Below are 21,930 nucleotides of genomic sequence, written 5' to 3' on the forward strand. Positions count from 1 at the left end.
CTTGTCGGCGGTGATCTTCTTGGCCTGGCCGAGGTCCTCGATCTTGACGTTCTCGAGCTTGATGCCGAGGTCCTCGGTGATGCACTTGCCGCCGGTGAGGATCGCGAGGTCCTCGAGCATCGCCTTGCGGCGATCGCCGAACCCGGGCGCCTTCACCGCGCAGACCTGGAGCGTGCCGCGCAGTTTGTTGACCACGAGCGTGGCCAGGGCCTCGCCCTCGACGTCCTCCGCGATCAGCAGGAGAGGACGACCGCTCTTCGCCACCTGCTCGAGCAGAGGCAGCAGGTCGCGCATGTTGGAGATCTTCTTCTCGTGGATCAGGATGTACGGGTTCTCCAGCACGCACTCCATGCGCTCGGCGTCGGTGACGAAATAGGGGCTCAGGTAGCCGCGATCGAACTGCATCCCCTCGACGATCTCGAGGGAGGTCTCGAGGCCCTTCGCCTCCTCCACGGTGATGACGCCGTCCTTGCCGACCTTCTCCATCGCCTGGGCGATGATCTCGCCGATGGTCTCGTCGTTGTTGGCGGAAATCGTGCCGACCTGGGCGATCGCCTTGCCGCTGACCGGCTTGGAGAGCTTCTTGATCTCCTCGATCGCCTTCTCGACGGCCTTCTCGATCCCCCTCTTGAGGTCCATGGGGTTGGCGCCGGCGGTGACCGCCTTGACCCCCTCGCGATAGATCGCCTGGGCCAGGACGGTGGCGGTCGTCGTGCCATCCCCGGCGACCTCGGACGTCTTGCTCGCGACTTCACGAACGAGCTGGGCGCCCATGTTCTCCTTCGGATCCTCGAGCTCGATCTCCTTCGCGACGGTCACTCCGTCCTTGGTGCTGGTCGGAGAGCCGAACTTCTTCTCGAGCACGACGTTCCGCCCGCGGGGCCCGAGCGTCACCTTGACGGCCTCGGCGAGCTTGTTGACTCCGCGGAGAATCGCCTGACGGCATTCCTCCGCATAAATGATGTCTTTTGCTGGCATGGTTCTGTGACCTCCTTGGGAATTGTCTCGATGCGGTGCGACAGAGGGCCCGAGGCCCCTTTCAGCTGATGACTCCGAGGATGTCCTCCTCGCGGACGATCACGTGCTCGATGTCGTCGATCTTGACCTCGGTACCGGCGTACTTGCCGATGAGCACCCGATCGCCGACCTTCACTTCGAGGGGGATCCGCTTGCCGTTCTCGTCGAGACGGCCCGTCCCCACGTTGACGACCTTGCCCTCGAGCGGCTTCTCCTTGGCCGTGTCCGGGATGATGATGCCGCCCTTGACCTTCTCCTCGGGCTCGATCCGCTTCACCAGGATCTTGTCGTGCAGAGGTTTGACCTTCATCGTACGTTCCCTCCTGATCGGGAGTGAGGTGTTGATTCGCCGGGCATTGCTAGCACTCGACTCAATCGAGTGCTAATAGTAATCAGGACCCTGGTGGCGTGTCAAGTGGTGGGCAGGAGTCCAGGAGGCTATATTTATTGGCAGAACCTGGGTCCCCGTGCCCCGGGCGGTTTTTGGGCCGGTGGACAGGATGGACACCGTGCAACCTCTGGTCGAAGTGCTCAAGTCGCTGATCGAAAGGACCTACGGCATCCCCCCGCTCATCGGTGACCTGGCCCCCTTCATCGTGGGGGACGAGGGGTTCCGCAGCCTTTACGCAGGGGTCGCCGGGGAGGGGGATCGGACCGGGGCGCGCATCCTCGTGCGCGAGTCGTCAGGCTCCCTGCGGGCCGCCTTCTATTGCCCCGATTCCCTCGTCCGCCACCTGGAACGGTTCAACCCCTTGCGGGGCCTCGGAGACGTCAACGTCCTGGAGTTCGGTGTCCTGGTGGAGGAGATCGACCACCTGGTCACCCTGGCGAGCCGGGCCTCGGAGGGGCGGGCGGTGACCCTCCTCGAGCTGGAGCACCACGCAAACGTCACGAAATACCTGGCCGTGATGCATTTTCTCGGCCGGCAGACGGGGCGCCGATGGGTGGCCGAGCCGCTCCGCCAGTGGGCGCGGCATCATCTCTTCGAGAGACTGAGCGGTGCAGACAGTGCCGCCGAGAGGAGATACAGGGAGGCGGCGCGCCTGGCCTGGCAGTACCTGAGAACCTTCGAGACCCTGGCGCCACGCGATCGCCGCATCGAGATCCGGGCCTTCCACAGGCGGCCGTTCCCGGACATCCTGCATCTGGCGACGAGGAACTGAACCGAAGTGTCTAGCGCTCGGCCGCGGCCTTCTGGTCGGCGAGCGCGGCCAGGTTCTCGGCCTGCGGGAAGAGATCGAGCGCCTTGCGCAGCTGGAGGTCGCTCTCGGAGTGCACTTTGTAGGCCTCTTCCAGGCCCCAGAGCGCCGAAAAGATAGCCTCCTTGATCTCCCCCTTGAGACGATCGGAGTTGGACTCGATGTCGGCGGGAGTCCATTTGAGCTTTCGCCCGGTCAGGAACTCCTGGAACTCCTGCATCACGGCGGGGTTGATCTCGAAGGTCCGCTGGACGCCCTTGTGCCTGGCGTTATAATCCACGGCGAAATCGAAGAAGACACGCACGCGCTCGAGTTGGTCCACGAAGGGCGGGGTCGGGTCCGCGACCACGACATCCGGGTGGATCCCGCCCCCTCCGTACACCGTGCGGCCCGCGTCGGTCCGGCGGATGTCCTTGGAGAGGTGGATCAGCTCCTCGTCGCTTTCGTCGTGGGACAGGTAGTCCTCGAGCGAGTTGTAGTCGCGCTGGATGAGGCGGCCGCTCGGCGTGTAGTAGCGGGCGGTGGTCAGGGCCAGGGCGGCGTCCTGGCTGAGGGGGTAGACCGTCTGCACGAGGCCCTTGCCCCACGTCGTCTCCCCGACGATGAGCCCGCGGTCGTGGTCCTGGATGGCACCGGCCACGATCTCCGAGGCGCTGGCGCTGAACTTGTCCACCAGGACCACGAGGGGCTGGTCCAGACGCTCGCCGGTGCCCGAGGCGCGGTACTCCTGATCCGCGCCGCTGATCCGTCCGTGCGTGTAGACGATCATCTGGTCCTTCTTGAGGAAGCGATCCGCGACCCGCACCGCCTGCTCGAGAAGACCGCCCGGATTGCGCCGCAGGTCGAGGATGAGGCGCGTCATCCCCTGCTTTTCGAGGGTCCGGATGCGTTCGTCGAGCTCCCGGTCCGTGGTGCGCGTGAAGTTCTCGATCTTGATGTACCCCACGCCGGGACGGATCAGGAACGCCTGGCGGATGCTGTTGGTCGGTATGTCATCGCGCGTGATCGTGAAGTGCAGGACCTCGGTGTCGCCTGGCCGGGTGACCGTGATCGACACCTTCGTTCCCTTCGGCCCCTTCAGGCGCTTCAGAGCATCATCGATCGTCATGTCGAGCGTGTCCACCCCTTCGATCTGCGAAATCACGTCTCCCGCCCTGATTCCGACATTCCACGCCGGCGTCCCCTCGAGCGGGGAGATCACGGTGAGAGGCTTGTCATTGGAGGGCTTCGAGATGACGATTCCGAGACCGGAAAAGCTGCCCGACTGCTCCTCGAGCATGTGCCTGTAGTCGTCCGGGTCCAGATAGTTGGAATGAGGATCCATCGTGCGGAGCATGCCGCGGATCGAACCCTCGATCGCCACGCGGGGCTCGACCGGCTCCGCCGCCCGGGCCTGGAGGAGTCCGAGCAGGTGCGTATAGGTGGCGAGCTGTTCCCCGGTCCGTTCGGAAACCGATGCGGCGCGCCCGCCGAGCAGCCCCCCGGCGAGGCCGCCCGCGATCACAAAAGCCAGCCCCCCGAGGATCGTCTTCCGCCGCACTGCGTCTCTCCTTGAACGTGCTGTGGCTCAATTATAGTGCCCGATCCGGCCGGTGTAAAGAAACGAGGGATGGAGGCGGCGCACGCCCCGTCGGCGGAATGACGCCCGTCCGCCGGAATCGTCGCGGACGATGGTGCTAAGATGCTGCGAAGAGACGGAGCGCCCGGCGGGAGAGGGGAAACGGGGAGAGCGTCATCGGAAGGGACGCCCATCCTCGGGAGGCGGAACAAGAGATGTTCGGCTCGATAGGCGGTCCCGAGTTACTCGTCATCTTCGCAATCGCCCTGCTGATCTTCGGACCGAAGAAGCTTTCGGAGCTTGGACGCACTCTCGGCAAGGGGGTCGCTGAATTCCGCAAGGCGGCCACCGATCTGCGGGACACCCTCGATGCCGAGGTCACGCGGTCCGATTCCGCGCCTCCCAAGGAGAAGACGCCGGCCGATCCCGCCGACCAGCAGGGGGCCGCCGCGGCCATCGATGCCAAGACGCGGGACGACCGGGGCTGATCTCCCGACCATGAGCTTCCTGGAGCACCTCGAGGAGCTCCGGAAGCGGCTGATGCGGTCAGTCTTCGCGATCGCGGGGGCATTCGCGCTCTGCCTCGGCTATTCCCGGAACATCCTGGACTATCTCATCCGTCCCATCCGCCCCTTTCTGGGGGAGAACAAGCCCGTCTACCTCGATCTCGCCGAGCCGTTCATGCTGTACATGAAGGTGGCGTTCCTCGCGTCGTTGTTTCTCGCGGCGCCCGTGATCCTGTACCAGGTGTGGGCCTTCATCCGGCCGGGACTGTATCCGAAGGAAAGGCGCTACGCCGTACCGTTCGTGCTCTTCGCGACGGTGTTCTTCGTCCTCGGCGGCGCGTTCGGCTATGGCGTGGCGTTCCCGGTCGCGTGCAAGTTCCTGTTGAGCGTCGCGGAGGGTTTCACGCCGGCGCTGCGGGTGAGCAGCCTGTTCGCCTTCGAGAGCAAGATGATCCTGGGCATGGGGCTGGTGTTCGAGCTGCCGACCGTGGTGTATTTCCTCTCCCGGCTCGGGCTGATCACCGCGGGCTTCCTGTGGCGGAATTTCAAATACGCCATCCTGATTATCTTTATCGTCGCGGCGGTGATCACGCCGACGCCCGACGTCGTGACCCAGTGCGTCTTTGCGGGACCGATGATCCTTCTGTACCTCATCGGCATCCTCGTGGCCCACGTCTTCGGTCGCGAGCGCGCGCCGCAGCCGGCCGCCGACGAAGTGTGAATCCCGCGGGAGACCCGATGCGCCGCGTGCCGCGCGAGCCCACGCCACACTATGTCGAGGTCCGCTCGCCCGCGGCGTTCTGGGTCGCCGGGCGCGAGTGTGCGGAAGCGATCGCGCGTGGACAGGCCGATTTCCTGTTCGAGGAACGGCCGCGCGCCCCCCTCGAAGCGGGCTCCGGTCGCGGAGGCCTGTCCCGCTTCACCCTGGCCGGGAAAGCCGCGGTGGGGAAGCGGGCGCTGCGCGGGGGCCTCTTCGGGCCGCTCCTCGGCGGCCTGTACCTGGGGAGTCGTCGCGCCCTGGACCAGGTGTGGACTTCGGACCGCCTCCGATCGGCCGGCGTGGCGACGCCCGAGATCCTGGCGGCCGGCGCGGGACGTGTCCTCGGACCGCTCCGGGCTCACGCCATCGTGAACCGCGAGCTGACGGGCGCGCGCAACCTCCTGGAGCTGGCGGGTGAGGCGCCGGGGCCCCCTTTGCGGCGCGAGATCCTCCTGGAATGCGCCGGCCTGTTGCGGCGGATGCACGAGGCCGGCTTCCTGCACGCCGATCTGAACGTCGGCAACCTCGTGCTGGAGCGCGGCGCGGGAAAGCCGGTCCTGAACGTCGTCGATCTCGACCGAGGTCGCTTCCTGCCGGCCGTCTCGCCGCGGCAGCGTTTCAGAAACCTGGCCCGCCTGCTGCGATCGTACGAGAAATGGATCGCGCCCCGTCTGCGGCTATCCAGGCGCGAAGAGCTTCTCTTTCTGCGGTGCTACGCGGGTCGCGACCGGGCGCTGCTGCGTCGACTCGTGACTTCGCTCTCGCGTTATCGGTCGCGGCTCGGTCCCAGGCGGATCCGCTGGCGCCACGCCGTGCGGCGCTCAAAGGACCGCCTGGCGGGGCCTCTCCAGTAGCAAGACCGCCGCCCGCTCAACCTCCTCGACGCCGACCTCCTCGAGGCAGAACGGCTTTCCTGAAGGCGCCGGCGGGCACTCGCGGAAGAAGTCCTGCCGGCAGGGAGAGCAGGGGTAGTCGCCGCCGACCGTGACGACGCGCCCGCCCCGGGTCGTCGGCCTCGTGCGACGGGGTGTTCCAGGACCGAAGATGCCGACGGTCGGCACGCCGAGAGCGGCGGCCACGTGCATGGGGCCGCTGTCGTTTCCCACGAAGAGATGGCAGCGTTCCAGGATGCCGCCGCTCGTCTTGATCGACAGTCCGGGCGGCGGCACGAGCACGCGCCCGGACGGCAGGTCGCCGGCGATCTGTCTCAGGAGACCGTGCTCGGCCGCGCTGCCGAACAGGATGAGACGGGCCCCGTGCGTCTGGGCCAGGCGACGACCGAGTTCGGCGAAGCGCTGCGGGTGCCACGCGCGCGGTTCCTTCGAGGCGCCGGGATGGAAGGCGAGGAGCGGCGCGTGGCCGGAGAGGCCGGCCTCCGCCAGAAGCGTGGCGGCCAGCTCCCGGTCGACCTGGCTCAGGTGAAACGAGGGATACGGGTCCTCGATCGGGCACCCGAGGGCACGCGCGATCCCCAGGAACACCTCGAGGTGATGCGTGTCCGCGGGCGGCGGCTCGAGCGCGTGGGTCAGGAGGAATGAGCGACGGTCCGTCGCGAGACCGACCCGGTGGCGGGCTCCGGCCAGGAACGCCAGGGCCGCTGCCTCGAAGGCCTTCTGGAACAGGACCGCCAGGTCGAAACGCTGGCGCCGCAGCGCGGCCGCCAGCCGCACACGGCCGCGTACGCCGCGGTGGCGGCCGGCGCTGTCGTATTCGATGAGGTCGTCGTAGACCGGATCGCCCCGCAGCGTGTCGATCACCCAGCTCTTCGCCAGGAGGGCGATCCTCGCGCCAGGGTAATGCGCCCGCAGGGCGCGCACCGCGGGGGAGATCATCACCACGTCGCCGATCCAGTTGTTGACGCGGATCAGGATGCGCCGGATGCCCGACGGATCGATCGACGTCATCGGACGGCGACCGCCGCGCGGGGAGCGAGGGAGGACCTCAGGAGCCGGGGCGTCTGCCGGTGCGCGGCCGGGATCGCGAGGATCCGCCGGGCCGATTCGTACGCCATGTCCGGGGTGATGCCGGACGTGCGCCGCCCCGAACGCAGGACGACGTGGACGCCGCCCAGCGGAGCGTTGAGACGCGGGTCGGTCGGACCGAACAGGGCGAGCACGGGGCATCCGACGCTCCAGGCCAGGTGCATCGGCCCTGTGTCGGCGCCGACGAACAGGGCGGCGCGCCTCAGGATGGAGGCCAGGAGTCGGAGCGAGGTCGGTGGGGCGACCTCGGCGCGACCGCCCGAAGACGCGGCGACCGAGCGCGCCAGCTCCTCCTCCCCGGGACCCCAGACGACGAGGACCAGGACTCCGGCGTCCGAGGCCAGCCGCCCGGCCAGTCTGGAGAAGTGCTCCGCCGGCCAGCGCTTGTGCCTCTGGCGCCGGCTCGTGCCCGGCGAGAGCACGACCACGGGGAGCCCTCGCGGGTTGAGGGAGCGCAGCAGGTCCTCGGCGGCGCGCCCTTCGTCGGGTCGCTCGGGAAGGATCATTTCGATGGTGTCCCCGCGGGCGCCGATCGCCTCGGCAATGAGCAGGTTCCGCTCGACCCGGTTCAGGCGGCGCTCGTGGGGGCGCACCCACTCGTTGGTGAACAGCCAGCTGAGCTCCCTGCAGTGCCCGGGCGACAATCCCACGCGGCGGGGAGCGCCCGACAGGAGGGCGAGCAGGCCGCTCTTGAGGCTTCCCTGGAAATCCAGCGCGACATCGAAGCGCCGGCGGCGCAGGTCGCGAGCCACGCCGGCCAGGAGACCCGCCAGGATCCGGGGGTGCGCGGCGTCGCGCAGCTCGCGGCGCGGAAATCGCAGGACTTCGTCGATCTCGGGATGGCCGAGAAGGAGATCGCGGGACAGGTCCTCCACGAGCCAGGCGACGCGCACGGCGGGATAGCTCGCGCGGATCAGGTGCAGAGCGGGGAGCGTCCGCAGGACGTCGCCCACCGCTCCGAGGCGGATGAGGAGCACGTGGTCGTGGTCCTCGAGGCGGCGGGTCCTGTCATCCATCGACCCCGGGATCTTACACCGGCGGGCCGGCGGCCCAGGCCGTTTGACAAGATTTTCGACCGGATGCTATAAATCGAGGCGTCCCACGGGAGCGTCATGACGGTCGATCCGAGCCTTCTGGAGATTCTGGCCTGTCCGATGTGCAAGACCGAGGTCACCTTGACCCCGGACGGAACCGGACTCGTCTGCCGGTCCTGCCGCCGGTGTTACCCGATCGTCGACGGCATTCCGATCATGCTCGTCGAAGAAGCGACCGTCCTGCCCGAGGATCGTCCCTGAGCCGAGAGGAGAGCCGGGATCCCGGCATCGACCGGGCGCGCGCCACGGCGCTGGCGGCGCGCTTCCCCGAAATCTCGCTCCTGGTGGTCGGCGATCTGATGATCGACCAGTATCTCTGGGGGAACGTATCGCGCATCTCCCCCGAGGCCCCCGTACCGGTCGTCCGCCTCGAGCGCGAGAGTTTCCGCCTCGGTGGCGCCGGTAATGTCGTGAACAACCTGGTGGCGCTCGGCTCGCGGGCCGTGCCCGCGGGAGTGCGCGGCGACGACCGCCAGGGCGACCTGCTGGAGACGTTCTGCCGCGACACGGGCATCCCGACCGACGCGCTGGTGGTTGCCGCCGGTCGGCCCACGACCGTGAAGACGCGGGTCATCGCGCACAATCAGCAGGTCGTGAGGGTCGACCGCGAAGTGGATTCCCCCCTCGACCCCGCGGTTGCCGGACGTCTCAAGGAGAAGGCCTTGTCGGCGCTGGCGGGCGCCCACGGTCTCGTGGTCTCCGACTACGACAAGGGCGGGGTCTCGGCGGACCTGCTTGAGGCGATCCTCCCCGAGGCGGCGCGGCGGCGCCTGCCGGTCGTGGTGGACCCGAAGGTGCGTCTGTTCCCGCATTACCGGCCCGCGACCGTCGTGACGCCCAACACCCGCGAGGCGATGGAGGCGGCGGGCCTCCCGGCCCGTACCGAGGCGGAGTTCGACGCCGTCGGCCGCAAACTGCTGGATCTCCTCGACAGCCCCTACGTCCTGATCACGCGGGGCGAGCGCGGCATGCTCCTCGTGCGCAGGGAAGGAGGAAACCTGCGAATCGCGGCGACCGGACGCGAGGTGTTCGACGTGACGGGGGCGGGGGACACCGTCGCGGCCACGCTTATTCTTTCCCTGGCCGCCGGCGCGAGCATGGAAGAGGCGGCGCTCCTCTCCAACCGGGCGGCCGGCGTCGTCGTGGGAAGGATCGGCGCCGCCACCCTCACGGCGCGGGATCTGCTGGAGACATTCGTCGACTGAGCGGGTGTTCAGGCCGCCGGAGAAATACGGATGGTGATGCCGAGCGTCAGGAGAGCCCAGAGCAGACGGCAGATCTCGAAGTCGCTCACGCTCGACGTGCGGCAGAGCTCCCGCAGGGTGACCGGGCGCTCGCAATGGGACAGAAGCGTCCACTCCTCCAGGGACAGGGTCAGGTCGCGGCTCATGTCCTCCAGCCCCGGGGCCGTCTGATACCGCATGTCCAGGTCGCCGACCGCCTCCCAGATGCGCTCCCAGCTGTCGATCCGGCGGATTCCCTCAAGGATCGTGTTCCCCGCGCTCAGCTTGAGGGTGATCACCTCGTCGGTGGGCAGATCGCCGGGGCGGTAACGGTACCGTCCGCGTGTCCAGAGAAACAGGCTGCAGACGATGTTCCGGACCTGGTTGCGCACGCCTTCGACGAGGTCGTGAGGCTGAATCAGTCCCTGCTCGACCAGGACGGTGCCCAGGCGCTTGCCCTCCTCGGCGGCCCGTTCGAGAGAGCCCATCAACCCCTCGAGGCTGACGAGGCCGGCCTTGAAGAAGATCTGTCCCAGCCGATCGTCGCGATCGTTGGACGTGGCGAACACGGGCCGGCCCGAGTGGATGTAGATCGACTTCTCGCTGGTATCCCCGGTGAGGGTGAGGACACCGGTCTCCTTCCGGCGCAGGATGGAGTACATCAGGCCAGGAAGGGTCGTGGTGGAGAGGATTCCCTCGCGCGGCAGGCTGTCGTTCTGCATCGCCCTCGATCGACCCCGGGTACGGTAGGGACAGGGTGCACAATTGTCAAGCAGAGCGCCGGCCACGTCCGGGTCCTGGAAATTCGACTATCTCTCGTTCCTGGAGTAAGATATCCCATGCTGCAGATCATCCGCAAGGCGATTACAAATGTTTCTTGACGGAACTTTCATATAGCGGCACTATTGCAGCAGTCGTCGCTCCCCCGTACCTTTCAGGAACTTGCAGAGCGCCGACGAGCCAATGAGCCGCATGCACGCGATTGAATCTGGGGCGACGCAACGCAGGCGTCGGGGGAACATGGAGATGGAACAGGAACTGCGGGGCAGCACCCGGCTCGGGAACTATCTTCGCCGGCTCAGGATCGGATACGGCTTGTCACTGCGCCGTGTGGAGGACAAGGCGAAGACCGGAGGCGGCGAGATCGACAATTCCCAGCTGTCACGTTACGAACGCGGCAAGTGCTACCCCTCCTTCGACAAGCTGTGCCTTCTGGCGAACATCTTCAACGTCCCGATCCAGAACTTCTCCGACGTCCTCGACCTGGAGCGGGTCGATCCGTTCGATCCGGCCCCCTCCTCGACCTACGTCGACCTGAGGGAAGAGGCCAACCGTGAATGGGACCAGGGGAATCATGCCCGGGCCTACGCCATCTACGAGACGGCCCTGGCGCGCCTGGAGGACGGGGTGGAGGGGGAGGTCGATCCCGAGACCCTGGCCCGGGCGCGATTCAATCTGGCCCGGACCCTCCTGCGCATGGGGAAAATCAGCCTCGCCGAAACCGAGCTCCGGCTCATTCTGAGACGCCACAAGGAGATTTCCGCGACCACCGAGTGCGCGGTTCTGGGCTGCCTGGCCGACGCGCACGAAGACAAGGGGGACCGCTATCTGGCGCTCCTGGAATCGGAGAAGGCCCTGACGATTGCCCGCAAGGACGCGAACGCCGAGTACGAAGGGTATGCGCTGCACCGCATCGGGCGCCTGCACTTCGTGGACGGCAATTACGAGAAGGCGCTCGACGGATTCCGCGAGGCGCGTGAGCGGCTGGAGGACAGGGCCAGCCGCTATGACCTCACTCTCATCCGCATCAACATCGGCTTCTGCCAGGCGATGATCGGTCGCATGGACCGGGGCATCCGCGAGCTGAAGGAAGCGCTCCAGGTCGCGAGCAAGGAGGGGTTCCGCCGCTGCTCGACTTTCGCCCTGCTGTACCTCGGGCAGATTCATCTGCTCAAGCAGGAGCACGTCCGGGCGCGCGATTATTTCGAGGAAGCGGAGCTCATGGCCCACGGGGGAGAGGAGAGGTTCGTGGACATCCTCTTCCAGACCGCCTATCACCTCTGGGATATGGCGCGGATCTCGAGGAACCAGGTGCAGGAGAAGGTCTACTTCGGCCGCTTGAAATTCCTGCGATCGCAGATCGACCGGCAATTCCAGGAAGTTGAAAAGTTCGACCAGTTCATCGAACAAGGAAAGGGCAGGTGATCCGATGAGCGTGCTGCGCGGCATCCGGTTCTGGTTCGCGGTCGCGGCGCTCCTGGTCCTGCCTTCCACCGTGGTCGCCGAGGTCAGCGTCCAGGTCGACTCACACGGCAACTACAAGCGCTACTTCTACCTGACCGGAGGCGGGGGCAAGTCGGCCATCGTCTGGACGCAGGTGCGGCCGCACCTCTCGCCCCGGCTCGTGCTCAATCCGCTCGGGGACAGTTACGGCGACGGTCCGCCCGTGATCCAGGTCTCGCCGGCGACGGGTTACCCCTGGGTGGTCTGGCCCAAGAACTTCGGAAACATCCAGCAGCTGGCGTTCTCCACCTGGGACGGCAAGGGCTGGACCGAACCGGCCCTGGTCAACCCCGGGGTCCCGCTGGTTTACAGCGACCAGAGCCCCGCCCTGGTGATCGATCAGTTCGGCAAGCCGTATCTGGTCTGGGCGAGAGCGGAGCAGACGACCAGGATTTACTTCACGACGCTGATCAAGGGACAATGGTCGCCCGGGTTCGTGCTCAGCGATCCCACCGTCGACAGCCGGGCACCCGCAATCACGCTGAACGGAAAGACCGCGGTCGTCACCTTCCAGACCCCGACCGGGTCCGTGACGAGGACCTACGAAACGGCGATCCTCGTCAACAGCGCCGCCAGCCTGATGGACAACCCGATCCCGCCGCTCAACGCGCCGCCACCGACGACCGATCCCGGGGGCGGTGCCGGCGGAGGCTCCAATCAGGCGAAGATGGAGTAGGCGCGGCCATCGGGGTTCTATCCCTCCGTCGCGGAGGGATGCCCGCCGACAGGCCCCTGATGGCGGGCCATCTGCAGGCGCAGGGCGTCACTCTCCTCCTCCAGACGCTGCAGTTGCTTGCGAAGCTGCCTGTTGGTGATCCGGATCTTGATGCCGTCGAGCACGCCGATGGCGCAGGTGAAGGCCACTCCGAAGATGGCCGCCGTCGCCAGCACCGCGCCCATGGGGACCGGCCCGATGTGCCAGAGCCAGAGGTTGACGGTCACATCGGAGCTGTTCAGGACTCCCAGGACGAACAGGACCCCGAAAAAGAAGAAGACGACGAGATAGACCAGGATGTTCACCGCTGTTCCTCCGCCGGCCGTGCGCCCCGGGCGCGCCGCGCACCGGAGCGCGCCGGATCGTACCACTCGATGACCTCCTCCCACTTCCCCTGAGCCTTGAGGATCGCGTCGACGACCTCGCGCACCGCCCCGCGCCCGCCCGGGTCGCGCGTCACGAACAGGGCGCGGCGGAGCACCTCGGGACGCGCGTCCGCCACCGCGACCGGCATGCCGACCCGGCCCAAAACCGCCAGGTCGGTCAGGTCGTCGCCGATGTAGCACACCTGGGCGTCGCTCAGCTTCAACCGGCGCACGATTCGATCGTAGGCCTGGAGCTTGTCCCGGACGCGAAGATGCACCTCGTGCAGACCCAGCTCCTCGGCCCGGCGGACCACGGCGGCGCCGCCGCGGCCCGAAAGCACTCCGGTGCGCAGCCCCATCCTCCTGGCGATGGAGAGCCCGATCCCGTCCTTCACGTCGTAAGTCTTGGCCTCGGCGGTCCCCTCGATGAAGGAGATCCGCCCGTCGGTCAGGACACCGTCCACGTCCATGAGAAGCAGGCAGATGCGGCGCGCACGCGGAGCGAACGGCCTGCGGCACCTCATGGCGTTATTCTCCGTCGCCGGAGGCGGCCCGGCCCCGCTCCTAGAAGAGCTGTGTGCGCCACAGATCGTGAATGTGCAGGACCCCTTCGACCCGATCCTGCGCGTCGATGACGACCAGCGAGGTGATCTTCCGCGCTTCCAGGACGTTGAGCGCGGCCACGGCCAGCTCCTGCCGGCCGATGGTGACCGGACCTCGCGACATGACGGCGTCCACCGTCATCGACAGCAGATTTTCGCCGCGCCCGAGATGTCGGCGCAGATCACCGTCGGTGATCACCCCCGCCAGCGTTCCGTCCTCCCGCACCACGCAGGCCATCCCGAGCTTCCTGTCGCTCATGGTGCGGATCGCCTCCCGCATGGGCGTGCCGACCCGCACCAGCGGCGCGTTGTCTCCGGAATGCATGACCTGCGCCACGGTGACGACCTTGCGGCCGATGTCGCCGCCCGGGTGGTTCCGGGCGAAATCCTCCAGCGTGAAGCCGCGTCTTTCGAGGAGGGCCATCGCCAGGGCGTCCCCCATCGCCAGGGCCGCCGTCGTGCTGGCTGTCGGCACGAGGCCGAGAGGGGAGGCCTCCTGCTCGATGCGCACGTCCAGGACGATCCGCGAGTGGCGCGCGAGCGTCGAGGCGGGACTGCCGGTCATCGCGATCAGGCCGACGTCGAGACGCTTGATGAGCTCAAGGAGTCGCAGGATCTCTTCGGTCTCGCCGCTCTGTGACAGCGCCAGCACAGCGTCCCCCGGTACGACCATGCCGATGTCCCCGTGGACCGCTTCCGCCGGGTGCAGGAACAGGGACGGAGTCCCGGTGCTGTTGAACGTCGCGGCGATCTTGGCGCCGATGAGACCCGATTTGCCCATGCCGGTCACCACGACCCGTCCCTTGCAGGCGAACAGGGTCTCGACGGCGCGGTCGAACCCCTCGCCCAGTCGTGGCACCAGATCGAGGATGGCGCGGGCCTCCAGCTCGAGCACCGCGCGCGCGATGGTCCGTGTCACCGGGCCCCCCTGACGACGGCGTCGATGGCCATCACTTGGCGGAGGAGCGGCTCGACCGCGGGGAGCGGCAGGGAATTCGGCCCGTCGCTCTTCGCCCTCTCCGGATGGTCATGCACCTCGCAGAACAGCGCGTCGATCCCGACCGCGGCGGCCGCCCGCGCGAGAAACGGGATGAACTCGGAGTCGCCTCCGCTCCTGTCTCCCAGCCCCCCGGGATGTTGCACCGAATGAGTCGCGTCCATCACCACGGGACATCCGAAGCGTCGCATGACGACGAGGGACCGGAAGTCGACGATCAGGTTCTGGTACCCGAACGTCGTGCCCCGCTCGGTGACCAGCACCTTGTCGTTCCCCGTGGAGCGCACTTTGTCGATGGCGTGGCGGATTTCCGGTGGCGACAGGAACTGCCCTTTCTTGATATTGACCGCGCGACCCGTCCGGCCGGCGGCGACCAGCAGGTCGGTCTGCCGGCAGAGGAAAGCCGGGATCTGCAGCACGTCCAGGACCTGGGCGGCCTCGTCGGCCTGGCCGGGCTCGTGGATGTCCGAGAGGAGCGGCACGCCCACCTCCGCCTTGACCGCCTTCAGGATGCGCAGCCCCTCCTTCAGGCCGGGACCGCGGAACGACTCGATCGAGCCGCGGTTGGCCTTGTCGAACGACGACTTGAAGATGTACGGGACGCCGCAGTCGCGCGCGAGCTTCGCGAGGGCGCGGGCCATGTGCAGGGCGTGCTCCTCCCCCTCGATTACGCAGGGGCCGGCGATGAACGCCAGGGGCGCGCCGTCGCCGACGGCGAGATCCCGGGTGATCGCCACCCGGCGGGTCCCTTCGGGGCCCCGATCAGCGCTGGGTCTGCCGGAACTGCCTGCAGGCACCGATAAAGCTCCTGAAGAGCGGATGGGGGAGCATCGGCTTCGACTTGAACTCGGGATGGAACTGGCAGGACAGGAAATACGGATGGTCCTGGATCTCCACGATCTCCACGAAACGGCGATCGGGGGTCTCGCCGCTGACCCGCATTCCCTTCTTCAGCATGGCGTCGAGGTACTCCCTGTTCACTTCGTAGCGGTGGCGGTGCCGCTCGCTGATCTCCGCCCTGCCGTAGGCGCGATGCGCCTGCGATCCCGGTTCCAGGACACACGGCCATTTTCCGAGGCGCATGTTCCCTCCCATGCGCTCAACTCCCTCCAGCTCGCGCAGCTTGTAAATCACCGGATACGGGGTGCCCGGGTTGAACTCGGCGGAGTCGGCGTCCTTCAGGCCGCAGACGTTGCGCGCGAACTCGATCACCGCGCACTGCAGACCCAGGCAGATGCCGAAGAAGGGGATCTTGCGCTCCCGCGCGTGCCTTATCGCCTCGAGCATGCCGGCGACGCCGCGGATGCCGAAGCCGCCGGGAACGAGGATCCCGTGGCACGGGGCGATCGCCTCCTCCAGCTGCCCGTCGGTCATGTTGTCCGCCTCGATCCAGCGCAGCTTCACCCGCACGTCGTTGGCGATGCCGCCGTGACAGAGGGCCTCGTTGAGGCTCTTGTAGGAATCCTCGTAGGTGACGTACTTGCCGACGATGCCGATGGCCACATCGCCGCCGGCCGGGCTCTTGATCTTCTCGACCATGCGCACCCAGTCGTCCATGTTCTTGTCGCGATAGGGCAGGTCCAGGAGCTTCAGGAGAATGGCATCCAGTCCCTCCCGCGCGAGGACCAGGGGGACCTCGTAGATGGTCTCCACGTCCTTGGCCGTGATGACCGCCTCCTCGGGGACGTTGCAGAACAGGGCGATCTTCTTCTTGATCTCCTTGGGGATGAAACGGTCGGTCCGGCACATGAGGACGTCGGGCTGGATCCCGATCGCGCGCAGGTCGCGCACGGAATGCTGCGTCGGCTTGGTCTTCAGCTCCCCGGACGCGCCGATGTAGGGCACCAGAGTGAGATGGACGAAGACCGCGTCGGTGCGTCCGGCCTCCAGCCGGAACTGGCGGATCGCCTCGAGGAACGGCAGCGACTCGATGTCGCCCACCGTCCCCCCGATCTCCACGATCTGGATGTCGACGCCCTTCGATATCTTGCGGATGCTCTGCTTGATCTCGTCCGTCACGTGCGGGATGACCTGCACCGTGCCACCCAGGTAGTCGCCGCGTCTCTCCTTGGCGATCACCTGCTCGTAAATCCGGCCGCTCGTGAAGTTGTGATCGCGGGTGGACACGCTGGAGGTGTAGCGCTCGTAATGCCCCAGGTCGAGGTCGGTCTCCACTCCGTCCTCGGTCACGTACACTTCCCCGTGCTGGTAGGGGCTCATGGTCCCGGGATCGACGTTGAGATAGGGATCGAGCTTCTGCAACGTCACGCCGAAGCCGCGGGCCTCCATGAGACGGCCGATCGAAGCCGCCGCCAGACCCTTGCCCAGGGAGGAGACCACACCCCCCGTGATGAAGATGTACTTGGTCGGCACGTTCAACTCCTCATGAGGACGTCCGAAGCGCCCGTTCCACCGCGGAGACGTCGTCGGGGGTGTCGACCCCGTGATAACGTCCGCGCGCGCGCAGGACCTTGATCGAATGGCCGCGCTCCAGCGTCCGGAGCTGCTCCAGCCCTTCCAGTCTCTCCAGGACGCCGGGGCTCCACGACGCGAACTCCAGGAGGAACCCGCGGCGGTACGCGTACAGTCCGACGTGGCGAAGCCACGGCCGCTCCGTCCCCGCCAGGACATGGGGAATCGGGCTGCGCGAAAAGTAGAGCGCACGGCCCGAAGCGTCGCACACGACCTTGACGATGTTCGGATCGCGCGCCTCCTCCGGGTCGAGAAGCGGGTCGGCGAGGGTCGCCATGTTCGAGGACGGATCGTCGTCGAGACACTCGACCAGCCGGTCGATATCGAGCGGATCGAGCAGCGGCTCGTCCCCCTGGATGTTCACGAACACGTCGGCGGGAAGGGACCGGGCGACCTCCGCCAGGCGATCCGTGCCGGACGCGTGGGCCGCGGAGGTCATCACCACGTCGCCACCGAACGCGCGCACCGCCGAGGCGATCCGGTCGTCGTCCGTCGCCACGAGAAGGCGGGCGATGCGGCTGGCCGCGCGCGCCCTTTCGAAGACGCGCTCGACGAGCGTCCGGCCGCCGATGAGGGCAAGGGGTTTTCCCGGGAAACGGGACGACTGGTAGCGGGCCGGGATGACACCGACGGCGTGCGTGGCTGCCTGGGGTGTCGGGTGCCGCATCGACGGATGTTAGCGCACGCCGCTCCGACATGTCAAAAGCAAAATCCTTCGCGGCACCCGGCTCCGCGCGGCCGGACGCGGCGAAACGGTCTCCTCGGCTGGAGCGGAGCGCGCCGCCGCGGGCGGTGCGCGCGAAACGAATTCTCTCGATTGCGCGTCGCTCGATGCTAGTATTGATGCAGACACGGCTCGTCGAAGCGACGTCTTTCGGCGGACAAGGCCGCGGCCGCCGGCAGGAGGGCACCGGATGGCAGGAGAGATCGAGAAGAACCTGGAAACCCTCGGATTCCGCCTGCCGGAGGTGGGCAAGCCTCTCGGGACGTACGTTCAAAGCGTGCGGAGCGGGAACCTCCTTTACATCTCCGGCAAGCTCCCCAAGGAAAACGGACGCCTGAAATTCCCCGGCAAGATCGGGCGCGAGGTCACGGTCGACGAGGGGAAGGAGGCGGCCCGTCTCGCCGCCCTGAGCGTGCTGGCGACGGCCAAGCAGGCCGTGGAGGACCTCGACCGCGTGAAGAGGGTCGTCGAGGTGATCGGTTACGTCGCCGTGGCGCCGGGGTTTCTCGACGCGTTCGAGGTGCTCGAGGGCGCCTCCGAGGTGTTCGTCAAGGTGTACGGCGATCGGGGACGTCACGCCCGGCTCGGTGTCGGCGTCGCGGAGCTCCCCTCGAACGCCTGTCTGCAGCTGCAGGCGACCCTGGAAATCGAGTAGCCGCGCGTGAACCTCCCCTTCAAGCAGCACATCCTGATCTGCACGGGGCCGCGCTGCGGGGGGGAGCGGGGCTCCGAGAGAATCCGCCAGGAGTTCCGCAGGCAGTTCGTGCGCCAGTCCCTGCCGGCTTCCGTGAAGGACACACCGTGCATCTGTTTCGGCCTGTGCAGTCACGGACCGAACGTGATCATCTACCCCGACGGAGTCGTGTACAGCGGCGTGCGGCAGCAGGACGTGGCGGAGATCGTGCGCGAGCATCTCGTGCGCGGCCGCGTGGTCGAGCGCCTGCTGCTCCGCAAGCCGGCCCCCGACGCCGCCGAGGAGACGGATCCCGGGACCGACCCGGTCCCGGACGGCTCCCTTCCCTGAAGCGCCACGTCCCGGCCCGCGGCGCCGCCGGGACCGCAGGCCCGTCCCCGGACCGCAGGGGGGGATATAATCGGCGCATGACTGCAAGCCGGGCGGAACGAGGCTTCGCGGGCGTGCTCGTCGACGCCTACGGGCGGGTGGCGCGCAGCCTCCGCCTCTCGGTCACCGACAGGTGCAACCTGCGCTGCCTGTACTGTATGCCGGCGGGTGACATCCCCTGGTTTCCAAAGGAACGCATCCTGAGCTTCGAGGAGATCGAGCGCCTCGCCATCATCCTCGCGGCGCAGGGGGTGCGGGAGATCCGTCTCACCGGTGGAGAGCCCCTCCTGCGGCGGGACCTCCCGGTCCTGGCGCGGATGCTGGCGCGTATCGAGGGGATCGAGGACCTGGCGGTCACGACCAACGGGATACTGCTGCGGTCGATGGCCGGGCCCCTGCTCGACGCCGGCGTGCGCCGGTTCAACGTCCACATCGACTCGCTCGATCCCGAGGGTTTCGAGGCCGTCAGCCGCCGGGAGGGGCTCGCCGACGTCCTCGGAGGGCTCGGCGAGCTCGAGAGGCTCGGGGCGATCCCGATCAAGATCAACGTGGTCCTGGTGCGCGGCGTCAACGACGACCAGATCGAGCACTTCGTGGATCTGGCTCTGCGTCATCCGTACCAGGTGCGGTTCATCGAAATGATGCCCCTCGGGGGTGGCGATCCCTTCGAGTCGGATCGGCTGGTCCCGGGTCGCGAAGTGAAGCAGCGGATCGAATCGATCCGGACGCTCCTGCCCGCGGGTCGCGATCGGCCTTCCGCTCCCGCGAGCGTCTACCGCCTGCAGGACGGCGTGGGCGATATCGGGTTCATCAATCCGGTCACCGAGCCGTTCTGCGCCGACTGCGATCGGATCCGCCTGACGGCCGACGGCAAGATCCGCAATTGCCTGTTCGCGCGCGAGGAGACCGACGTCGCGGCCCTGCTGCGCGACGGCCGCCCGGACGAGGAGATCGCACGGGCGATCGCGACGTCGGTCGGAGCGAAGGGGCCGGGGGGTTGCCTCGATCTGAACAGGTTCTACCGGGAACGCCTGCCGCGCAAGATGTGGCAGATCGGCGGATAGAGCGCCGTCCCGCCCTGGAGGGCGCTCCCGGCGCGGCGCGGCCGGGAGTTCGTCCCGCTGTGCTATGCTTGCCCGCTCCGGAGGGCATGGGTGGCGGCGGGGATCGCGATTGGATTCTTCACCAGCGCCGCCGCCGGGATCCTGGCGGCGCTCCTGATGGCCCCTTTCCGCGAGCTCGGACGGTTCTTCTTCGTGCTCAACGCCGGGGTGGCCTTCGTCCTCCTGTGTCTTGCGGCGCCCTACCGGCTTTCCTCTCCGGGTGCCACGTTTGTCGGCCGGGTCCTCGCGGGGCTCGCGATGATTCTGGTCGGCGGCTACCTCGCGGCGCTCCTCCTCCTGCGCCGCGGCCGATCGTGGAGCGGGCTCCTGGCATCGGCGGCGGCCACGGCCCTCGTCGCGACCGCGACGGACGGCTGGCTGGCCGCGGGGGAGGGGGGGGCGAAATGGATTTTCGGCGTCAACGCCCTTTGTGCCGCCGGTCTGATCGGTTCCGTGACGGTCGGCATGCTTCTGGGACACTGGTATCTGGTGCGCACCCGGCTCGATGTCTCGCACCTTTCGACGTTCGCGGGTTTCTTCGGAATCGCGGTCGCCGTACGGGCGGCGCTCCTCCTGGTCGGACTGGTCGGGGCGGGAGCGCGGTTCCCGGAGGGTCTGGAGCCGTTCCTGCGCCTGACCGCGGTCGACCGCGGATTCTTCTTCTGGCAGCGTGTCTTTTTCGGGATTCTGGGACCGGCGGCGTTCGCGTACATGGTGCGCGAGACGGCCCGCCTGCGGTCCACGCAATCGGCGACCGGTATCCTTTATATGGCCATGATCTTCGTCGTCTATGGAGAGTTCCTGGCCCGTTACCTCACGGTGGCCGGGGCCGGACCGATGTGATGCGGTCGAAATCTTCCCCGAGGCCGCGCACCGTGGCCTACGTGTGCGAGTGCGGACGCGAGGTCGTGCAGTCGCTCGCCCAGGACGCCCGGCCGGCGGTTTGTCCCGGTTGCGGCCAGACGGCGCAGGGTGTCGCGCGCGACGCCGCGGCGGACTGGGGTCTGCTGTCGCATTGCGCGCGCTGCGGCGTGGACCGGCTCTACGTTCAGAAGGACTTCAACAAGAAGGCGGGACTGTGGGTCTTCGTCGTGGCCGCGGTCCTCAGCGTCCCGACCTGGGGGCTGAGCCTCGTCGCGGCCACGCTCATCGATCTCCTCCTGTACTACTCGCTGGGAGACGCAACCCTGTGCTACGGCTGCGGCGCCGTGCACCGCGGCTTCCCGAGAAACCCGGCGCACGGCGTCTTCGACATCCACGTGCAGGAGTCGGTTGACCGTCGCGTTCGGACGGCCTGAGGTGACGAGGATGGCCGATACGGGGAGTCAGGGGAGCGGCAGCGCGGGCGCCACCGGCGCCGGGGACCAGAAGGGGGACTGGAGGGTCGTCCTGCAGTTCTTCGTCGTCCCGCTCGCGCTGGTGGCGGTTCTGGTCACCGTCTTCTTCGGGCTCCAGGTGCTGCGCTCGCGCCGGCCCGATCCCCGCGCGACGCTCGACGATCTGAAAGGCACGGGGGGCTTCCTGTTGCCCTGGGTCGGGGATCCCAAGCGCTGGCAATCCGGCTACGACCTGTCGCTCCTCCTGCGATCCGCGGAGGGCGCGGCGGCCCCGATTCCGGAGATGGCCGCCGCGTTCCACGAGACCCGTCGCTCGGGCGACCTGAAGCTGCGGCGCTACCTGGCGCTCGCGCTCGGACGTACCGGCGACGCGCGCGCCGCCGCCGCGCTCGGGGAGGGGCTCGACGACGCCGACGGCGACACGCGACTCTACTGCGCCTGGGGATTGATGCAGGTCGGCGGCGAAAAGGCGCTCGCCGATCTGCGTCGCGTGGCCGCCGCGCACTCCGACGAAGGAGTCCGGAAGATGGCGGTCTTCGGCCTCGGGGAGCGGCGGGACCCCCAGGCGGCGCCGGTCCTGCGCCGGGCCCTCGGCGATGCCGGCAAGGACGTCCGCTGGAACGCCGCCCTCTCGCTGGCGAGGCTGGGGGACGCGTCAGGCGAGACGGTCCTGGTGGAGATCCTCGAGACCTGGACGCCGGGTGCCGCACGGAGCGGGGCGCCCGCGGCCGCGGATGACGCGGCGCCGGCCCTCAACGCCATCCGGGGCCTCGCGCTCCTGGGGGACGGGACCGCGCGGGCCGCGCTCGAGCGCGCGGCGCGGGCGGGGAAGAGCGAGGACATCCGCGCCACCGCGCGCCTGGCGATCGAATCGATGGCCGCGGGGGCGCGCGGCTCGTTGCCTTGACAGGGATGGACGCACCCCCTAGG

At 67.8% G+C, this 21,930-nt stretch carries 26 protein-coding genes; 14 read left to right on the plus strand and 12 right to left on the minus strand.

What is annotated here, in order from left to right; all coding sequences use genetic code 11:
* A partial coding sequence (groEL, locus tag VEW47_07715) for a chaperonin GroEL (protein ID HYS05064.1) occupies positions 1–978 on the minus strand: 978 nt, incomplete at its 3' end.
* 61 nt (positions 979–1,039) lie between these two features.
* Complete coding sequence (locus tag VEW47_07720; GenBank protein ID HYS05065.1) at positions 1,040–1,327, minus strand: co-chaperone GroES; 288 nt, start codon at positions 1,325–1,327, stop codon at positions 1,040–1,042.
* A gap of 199 nt (positions 1,328–1,526) precedes the next feature.
* Here VEW47_07720 and VEW47_07725 point away from each other — a divergent pair, with 199 nt between their 5' ends.
* Entirely contained in the window at positions 1,527–2,180 is a 654-nt protein-coding gene (locus VEW47_07725; GenBank protein HYS05066.1) for a hypothetical protein, read from the plus strand.
* Between the two features lie 10 nt (positions 2,181–2,190).
* On the opposite strand, the gene VEW47_07730 is transcribed toward VEW47_07725, so the two are convergent.
* Complete coding sequence (locus VEW47_07730) at positions 2,191–3,756, minus strand: S41 family peptidase (protein HYS05067.1); 1,566 nt, start codon at positions 3,754–3,756, stop codon at positions 2,191–2,193.
* 233 nt (positions 3,757–3,989) lie between these two features.
* Here VEW47_07730 and tatA point away from each other — a divergent pair, with 233 nt between their 5' ends.
* From tatA to VEW47_07745, 3 genes are read left to right on the plus strand one after another with little or no spacing between them, the layout of a single operon-like run.
* The gene (gene tatA, locus VEW47_07735; protein ID HYS05068.1) at positions 3,990–4,262 is read left to right on the plus strand and encodes a twin-arginine translocase TatA/TatE family subunit; all 273 of its coding nucleotides are present in this window, start codon (positions 3,990–3,992) and stop codon (positions 4,260–4,262) included.
* A 10-nt stretch (positions 4,263–4,272) separates the two neighbouring features.
* Positions 4,273–5,001 (plus strand): twin-arginine translocase subunit TatC, encoded by a 729-nt coding sequence (tatC, locus tag VEW47_07740; protein HYS05069.1) that lies wholly within the window; start codon positions 4,273–4,275, stop codon positions 4,999–5,001.
* Between the two features lie 17 nt (positions 5,002–5,018).
* Complete coding sequence (locus tag VEW47_07745) at positions 5,019–5,894, plus strand: lipopolysaccharide kinase InaA family protein (protein HYS05070.1); 876 nt, start codon at positions 5,019–5,021, stop codon at positions 5,892–5,894.
* On the opposite strand, the gene waaF is transcribed toward VEW47_07745, so the two are convergent.
* Both waaF and VEW47_07755 read right to left on the minus strand, forming a co-directional pair.
* The gene (gene waaF / locus VEW47_07750; protein HYS05071.1) at positions 5,862–6,944 is read right to left on the minus strand and encodes a lipopolysaccharide heptosyltransferase II; all 1,083 of its coding nucleotides are present in this window, start codon (positions 6,942–6,944) and stop codon (positions 5,862–5,864) included. The two genes, VEW47_07745 and waaF, sit on opposite strands and share 33 nt — an antisense overlap.
* Positions 6,941–8,038, minus strand: coding sequence for a glycosyltransferase family 9 protein (locus VEW47_07755; protein ID HYS05072.1), 1,098 nt, complete (start codon positions 8,036–8,038; stop codon positions 6,941–6,943). Before VEW47_07755 ends, waaF begins: the two co-directional genes overlap by 4 nt.
* A 96-nt stretch (positions 8,039–8,134) precedes the next feature.
* Between VEW47_07755 and VEW47_07760 the strand changes: the two genes are divergently transcribed.
* Entirely contained in the window at positions 8,135–8,317 is a 183-nt protein-coding gene (locus tag VEW47_07760; protein ID HYS05073.1) for a Trm112 family protein, read from the plus strand.
* A gap of 83 nt (positions 8,318–8,400) precedes the next feature.
* On the plus strand, positions 8,401–9,321 hold the full coding sequence (locus tag VEW47_07765) for a PfkB family carbohydrate kinase (GenBank protein ID HYS05074.1): 921 nt from the start codon (positions 8,401–8,403) through the stop codon (positions 9,319–9,321).
* Positions 9,322–9,329: 8 nt separating this feature from the next.
* Here VEW47_07765 and VEW47_07770 read toward each other — a convergent pair whose 3' ends face one another.
* Positions 9,330–10,061 (minus strand): DUF4388 domain-containing protein, encoded by a 732-nt coding sequence (locus tag VEW47_07770; GenBank protein HYS05075.1) that lies wholly within the window; start codon positions 10,059–10,061, stop codon positions 9,330–9,332.
* A 304-nt stretch (positions 10,062–10,365) separates the two neighbouring features.
* On the opposite strand from VEW47_07770, the gene VEW47_07775 reads away from it, so the two are divergent.
* Both VEW47_07775 and VEW47_07780 read left to right on the plus strand, forming a co-directional pair.
* On the plus strand, positions 10,366–11,544 hold the full coding sequence (locus tag VEW47_07775) for a helix-turn-helix domain-containing protein (GenBank protein ID HYS05076.1): 1,179 nt from the start codon (positions 10,366–10,368) through the stop codon (positions 11,542–11,544).
* A 4-nt stretch (positions 11,545–11,548) separates the two neighbouring features.
* Positions 11,549–12,298 (plus strand): hypothetical protein, encoded by a 750-nt coding sequence (locus VEW47_07780; protein HYS05077.1) that lies wholly within the window; start codon positions 11,549–11,551, stop codon positions 12,296–12,298.
* Between the two features lie 17 nt (positions 12,299–12,315).
* On the opposite strand, the gene VEW47_07785 is transcribed toward VEW47_07780, so the two are convergent.
* The 6 genes from VEW47_07785 to kdsB are packed head-to-tail and all read right to left on the minus strand — an operon-like array spanning position 12,316 to position 17,440.
* On the minus strand, positions 12,316–12,642 hold the full coding sequence (locus tag VEW47_07785) for a LapA family protein (GenBank protein ID HYS05078.1): 327 nt from the start codon (positions 12,640–12,642) through the stop codon (positions 12,316–12,318).
* Positions 12,639–13,226, minus strand: coding sequence for an HAD hydrolase family protein (locus VEW47_07790; GenBank protein ID HYS05079.1), 588 nt, complete (start codon positions 13,224–13,226; stop codon positions 12,639–12,641). The genes VEW47_07785 and VEW47_07790 overlap by 4 nt, the downstream gene beginning before the upstream one ends.
* A 40-nt stretch (positions 13,227–13,266) precedes the next feature.
* Positions 13,267–14,223, minus strand: coding sequence for a KpsF/GutQ family sugar-phosphate isomerase (locus tag VEW47_07795; protein HYS05080.1), 957 nt, complete (start codon positions 14,221–14,223; stop codon positions 13,267–13,269).
* On the minus strand, positions 14,220–15,038 hold the full coding sequence (gene kdsA / locus VEW47_07800; GenBank protein HYS05081.1) for a 3-deoxy-8-phosphooctulonate synthase: 819 nt from the start codon (positions 15,036–15,038) through the stop codon (positions 14,220–14,222). Before kdsA ends, VEW47_07795 begins: the two co-directional genes overlap by 4 nt.
* A gap of 25 nt (positions 15,039–15,063) precedes the next feature.
* Positions 15,064–16,674, minus strand: coding sequence for a CTP synthase (locus VEW47_07805; GenBank protein ID HYS05082.1), 1,611 nt, complete (start codon positions 16,672–16,674; stop codon positions 15,064–15,066).
* Positions 16,675–16,684: 10 nt separating this feature from the next.
* Entirely contained in the window at positions 16,685–17,440 is a 756-nt protein-coding gene (gene kdsB / locus VEW47_07810) for a 3-deoxy-manno-octulosonate cytidylyltransferase (protein HYS05083.1), read from the minus strand.
* A 247-nt stretch (positions 17,441–17,687) separates the two neighbouring features.
* Here kdsB and VEW47_07815 point away from each other — a divergent pair, with 247 nt between their 5' ends.
* The 6 genes from VEW47_07815 (at position 17,688) to VEW47_07840 (ending at position 21,907) form a co-directional block, all read left to right on the plus strand.
* Positions 17,688–18,152 (plus strand): RidA family protein, encoded by a 465-nt coding sequence (locus VEW47_07815; GenBank protein ID HYS05084.1) that lies wholly within the window; start codon positions 17,688–17,690, stop codon positions 18,150–18,152.
* Between the two features lie 6 nt (positions 18,153–18,158).
* A complete protein-coding gene (locus tag VEW47_07820) occupies positions 18,159–18,521 on the plus strand; it encodes a (2Fe-2S) ferredoxin domain-containing protein (protein HYS05085.1) in 363 nt (120 codons plus the stop codon).
* A gap of 77 nt (positions 18,522–18,598) precedes the next feature.
* Positions 18,599–19,624 (plus strand): GTP 3',8-cyclase MoaA, encoded by a 1,026-nt coding sequence (moaA, locus tag VEW47_07825; GenBank protein HYS05086.1) that lies wholly within the window; start codon positions 18,599–18,601, stop codon positions 19,622–19,624.
* 90 nt (positions 19,625–19,714) lie between these two features.
* Positions 19,715–20,506 carry a hypothetical protein gene (locus VEW47_07830; protein ID HYS05087.1) on the plus strand — a complete coding sequence of 264 codons (792 nt, stop codon included), beginning with the start codon at positions 19,715–19,717 and terminating at the stop codon, positions 20,504–20,506.
* 32 nt (positions 20,507–20,538) lie between these two features.
* Positions 20,539–20,961 (plus strand): hypothetical protein, encoded by a 423-nt coding sequence (locus VEW47_07835; GenBank protein HYS05088.1) that lies wholly within the window; start codon positions 20,539–20,541, stop codon positions 20,959–20,961.
* A gap of 10 nt (positions 20,962–20,971) precedes the next feature.
* A complete protein-coding gene (locus tag VEW47_07840) occupies positions 20,972–21,907 on the plus strand; it encodes a HEAT repeat domain-containing protein (protein ID HYS05089.1) in 936 nt (311 codons plus the stop codon).
* Positions 21,908–21,930: the final 23 nt, after the last annotated feature.

It is taken from the genome of Candidatus Dormiibacterota bacterium, from assembly GCA_035635555.1.
Classification (GTDB): domain Bacteria; phylum Acidobacteriota; class Polarisedimenticolia; order Gp22-AA2; family Gp22-AA2; genus Gp22-AA3.